Annotated in this window: 1 pseudogene; it reads right to left on the bottom strand. The window is 72.9% G+C overall.

The features are described 5' to 3' along the window. A pseudogene (locus tag ACWFR4_RS47625) lies at positions 1–4,992 on the bottom strand (hypothetical protein); the annotation flags it as partial.

The following is a 4,992-nucleotide window of genomic DNA, read 5'->3' as shown; positions in this document are numbered from 1 at the left end:
ACTGTCCGGTGAGGGGGCGGGTTGTGTCTGCGGGAGGCTGGGGCGGGGCGCGCCCTTGAAGAGGGTGTCCCAGGCCGTCGAGGTGGCGGTGGCCCGCCACGCTGCGGTGAACGAGTCGGCTGCCTGCACCAGCTCGGCCAGGGCCTGGTCGGCGTCGTCGGGCACCGCTGTGGCTGACCAAGTGCTCTTCACGGCGGTGACGGCCGCGTGGACGGCTTCGACGGCCGCGTGGAAGTCTGCGGGATCGCGCAGGGAGACCCGGGTGAAGGTCGCCAGGGCGTCGCTCAGCGCCGTCTCGGGACCGCTCTGGGCGGCCCGTTGCTTGAAGTGGGTGGTGCGTGCCACGGCCCGGATGGCCTGGTTGAGGGCGCGGCGCGGTGCGCTGATCTCGTTGAAGTGAGTGAATGCCGTGGCCGGCGCGGGCTGTTCGCCCTCGGAGCGCTCGGCGGGCTGTTCCGGTTCGTCGTTGCCACCGGGCGCAGGAGGCGGCGGGTACTCGTTACCGGCGCCGCCGCCCGCAGCCGGTGGGAGGGGGATCTGCTGGTCATCGGGCGCGTCGGGGGCTGCGCCGCTCTCGCCGCTCGCCGTGCCCCTAGACGCTGCGGAGCTGCGGGCGGCTTCGCCCGTGGGGATGGCGCCGGACTGCGCCGGAGCGGCCAGTGATGCCTGCGGCTGCACCGCAGGTACGGGGGCCGCGGCAGGCTGCTGCTCGCCGTCTGTTGGCTTCGGCAGCCGCAGGAAGTTCGGCGCCCGCTCGACCAGTCCGGTCAGCGGCACAAGCACCTGATTGAACGGGCGGCTCACGCTGTGCGCGAGCGTGTAGTTGCGTCCCTTGCCGTACCAGCTGCGGGACACACTCATGCTGTCGCTGGCGGGGGTGAAACTGCCTGGTGCGGTGACGCGGCCGTGGACGTTGCTGGTGCGCTGCGAAGTGGGGCTCTCGAAGCCATCCGCCCAGACCTCGTCACCAGGCTGCAGCTCCCAGGGGTAGACAAGGTCCCAGCCGTGGCGGCCGCGCCCCCGAGCAGCCCGGTCGCCGGGCGGGTACAGGTCGGCGGCCGCGGTGATGTCGTCCGCCAGTTGGCGCGCGTGCTGCCGTGTCTGGGTGTAGGAACCGGAACCGGTCCTCAGTCGCTGTTCGAAGTCGCGGAGCTGATCAGCGATCAGGTGCAGGTCCTGGGAGGGATCGCCGCTGTAGCTGGCGCCGTGGGTCAGTCGGGTGAGGGCGCCCTGAGCCAGGCGCCAGGGGGCGCTGGGCCGCACCCTCTTGAACAGGCGGCGATCGTCGTCGCCGTCCGGTGCCGGGCAGTCGGGCAGCCGGTTGAGGAAAGCGGTGGCGCGTTCCTGCAGGAGATGAGGCATGCGGGGGTAGCGCCGCAGTTGTTGCCGGGGCACCGGCCCATGGAGCCAGAAGGCGGGCCCACTGTGTCCCTGGTGGTCGCTCCAGGTGGCGTCGTCCAGGCTGATGACCGTGTGCAGGTCGATGGGCTGGCCATGGGCGTCGGTGCGTTCGCGCAGGTTCGGGGCCACGGTGACGGTGCCCTGAAGGGTCACCCACTCCCCCTCGGCGGGCTCCGTCGCGCCCCGCAGGCGGCTGTCGGCCACGTCGGTTGCGGTGACCCGGTGGCGGAAGCTGATCTGGTCGCCGGGGGTGAGGTCTCGTGTGAGGGCGATCGTGTTGTATCCCGCGGCGAGTTCGGTGTCCTGCCGGGTGCGTCGGGCTTCACCGTCGTGCTCTGTGTCGGCCGGCAGATGCCGGTCTTCGACCGCTGCCCCGTGCACCGCTTCTTCGACGGTGTCGCCAGAGCCGGTGTGCCACAGGCGTGCGACGTGTCCGGCCAGGGGGGAGGTGAACGGGAAGGCGGTCTCGGAGGGGCCGGCGAGGACGGCCTCGACACGGGCGGCAAACCGCAGGGCGGTGCGCTTGTCGGCCAGGGCCGGGGCCCCGGGAAGGTCGGCCATCGGGCCGGGCAGGGCCACGTGCCACTGCCCGTCGTCGGGGTGCTGGTAGACGGCGAGGTTCCCGCTGGGGGTGAGGGCCAGGCGGCTGGAGTCAGCGATCGTCCCGAGGTGTGCGGCCCGGTGGGGAGAGGGGGCGCTCTGGCCGGGTTCGGCCAGCTCCGGGCTGTCGGAGCGAAGGTGGTCGAGGAGGTCGTCGAGGAGTTCGAAACGGGCGCCGCCGGTGCGGGCGGTGAACCGCGGCAGCGTCGCCAGGTGGTCCAGGGCCGCCTGAGGATCCAGGGGGGTGAAGACCAGACGGTGCGTGCCTACCGCGCCCAGATGGGCCGGGATGTCGACCACGACGGCGCCGTCGGTGTCGGTGTAGGCCAGGGCTCCGGCCGCGATCAGCGACCTCGCGGTGTGCGTGACGTCGCGGCCCTCCCAGGGCTCGCCGCTGGTGCCGCTCAAGGGGGCATACAGGCGCCAGGGATCTGCGGTGAATTCGTGTGAGCGTGTGGCGCGCTGCGCACGTCGGGCGTTGCGTTCCCGGGCACCGGGCGGGACTCCTTGGGGCAGGGAGGCGGACAAGTGCTGCCAGTGGCCGCCCGCTGCGTTCTGCTGCAGTCGTTGTGCACTCTGTCGCATCACGGCCGCCCATGCCGTGGCCTGTTGCCGGGCGTATTCGGATGCGCCCTGGTCGGTGAGGAACGCACCGAGAGCGTCGGCGGCGTCGGCAAGCTGGAACGCGTAGGTGACGGTGACCTCAGGCGGGGCCGGTATCTCGCCCGGATGCAAGGCAAGGTCGTTCTGCCCGGTGGTGAACAGCAGTGCGTGTGCGACCGGGTCGGCCACCCGGAAGGCCTCGGCCAGGTCGTGGTCCGAGTCCCAGTGCAGCGGCGACACGGGCACTTCGGCGAGGTGTTCGCGCCATTCCTTCGCGCTCACGTAGGGCCGTATCGTCTCCCCGGCTTCGCGGCTAACGGGCTCGCCCCCAGTCGAAGGGAGGGCGCTTTGCTGGTCGTCCTCGGGAACGGTGTCGCGCTCGGCGCGCACCGTATCGCTGGACGGCGCAGGGTCGACCGGCCGCTGGGGGACCGGGGTGTTCGTCTCGGCCGTCGCGGAGGCCGGGGTGGGTTCGTGGTCGCGGGTGTGCTGCTCCTCCTCCCAGGTGGGGTGGGGGTTGGCGAGTCGTGTACGCGCCCGGTCGTCCCGGCCGCTGGCGTACTCGTGCAGCAGTTGCTGCAGCGCCCCGGCGAGCTCGTGGACGTGTCGGTCGGCGCCCTGCCCGTGCGCCTCGACCAGGGCACGGTCGAGGGTTTCGTTGTGGGGTGCGTCCTCCCGCTTCAGCCGGTCGAGCAGGCCGTAGACGACGGTGCGCTTCAGGGCGTGGCGGCGCGGCGACTGGTCCAGGACGTGCGGCGGGTTGCCGGCCAGGGGGAAGTCCTGGTCGAGCGCGTCCAGTTCGGTGCCCAGGTTTTGGAGTGCGTCGAGGCCGTTCAGGCTTGGCTGCGAGTCCTGGGCGGCGGCCAACAGGCTGGTGAGCCGTGTGTGCAGCGGCCGCAGGGCCGCGTTCACGACGGCGAGGCGCACCGCGTCGGGCCGGGTGTTGTGGGCGGGGCTGTGCGGTCCGATCGGCACCGCGCCTTGTGGCCAGCGCACCACCACGCCGCGTTCGCCGAGGCGTTCGGTGGTGTATCCGGCGTGCTTCAGGTCGGAGTCGAGGGTGATGCGGCCGGTCGCGATGACGGCTGTGGTGGTGGCGGCGCCGGGGAAGTCTCGATCGGTGGCCGGGCGTACCTGGAAGGTTTCGGTGCGGTCGCCGCGCCGGCGGTGGGCGTCCAGGACGGCGTGGACTTCGGTGGCGAGGTGGTGGCGCTCGGCGTCCAGGCCGCGGGGCGGGGTGACGGTGACGTGGCGGGCTTCGCCGCTGTGGGCGCTGCGCGGGTTGTCCTCGTCGACGGTGACGGGCTGCCAGCCCAGGTCGTGGAGGCTCCCGATGCGGGCGTCGCGCTCATTAGGCGCCTCGAGCCGCATCATCGTCATGGTGATGGCGACGGTGCCGTCCAGGCGTGGCGCCAGGGTGTATCCGCCGCCGCCCCAGGCGGCGGGCACCAGGGCGCTGTCGTCCAGGATCTGGGCGATGGCGCGTTCGTCCTCGGTGACGGTGCCGGTGGGGGCGGTGGCCGCCGACGGGGGGCACAGCGGGGCCTGCGCGCCGTCCGGGAAGATGCGGGGCTCGTCGGCGGAGGCGATCCAGTCGGCTGCCAGCTCCTGTGCGGACGCCGTCAGCGCGGCGATGACCTCCTGGTCGGCGGCCGGGAGCTCGCTGTGACCGGCGCGCTCGGCGAGATAGCGGGCGGCCCGGGCCACGTCGAGGGTGGCCCGGTAGGCGTCGGCGCGGTTGTTCAGCTTCTCGTCGCGGGCGAGGACGCGCGCCGGGCGGCGCAGTGCCGCCGCGCCGAGGTCGTCGGTGTGCGGGCTGGCGAGCTTTTCGCGGACCGCGTCCAGGGCCAGGACCTGTTCGAGCTGGTCCAGGATCGGGGCGCGCCGGTTGCGGAACGCGGTGATCGACCGGCGCACCGTTCCGCCGGGGAACTCGGCTTGAAGTTCCGCGGTGACGGCGGCCGGGCGGGTGGCCTGGAGCGTCTGCCACCAGGCGGCGAGCAGCCCGTCGCCCAGGTCGTCTCCCCCGCTGCGGGCGATGAGGTCGGTGAGCAGGGTGATCTGCTCGGCGGGCAGGTCGTGCTGCCACGCGGTGCCGTACAGCCAGTCGGCCGCGGCCTGCCTGGCGGCCTCGGGTTCGGCGCCGGGTTCGGCGTGGGCCGCGAGCTCGGCATCGTTCTCCGCCCGGCGGCGCAGTTCGAGGAGCGCGAGGTGCAGGCGGGGGTCGGCGTCCCGCTCGGTGGCGGCCAGGTTCCCTGCGTGCGTGGAGGCGGCCTGGGACGCGGCATCGAGCGCGCTCCCGTCGCCGGTCTTGTCGAGTCGGTGCAGGTGTGCCTGTTCACGGGCCTGTTCGGCGAATGCGGCCAGGGCCTGGGGGTCGTTGTAGAC

Source organism: Streptomyces sp. NPDC055140 (assembly GCF_053607285.1).
The sequence above is the reverse complement of the archived record's forward strand: the minus strand, read 5'-3'. Positions and strand labels throughout refer to the sequence as shown.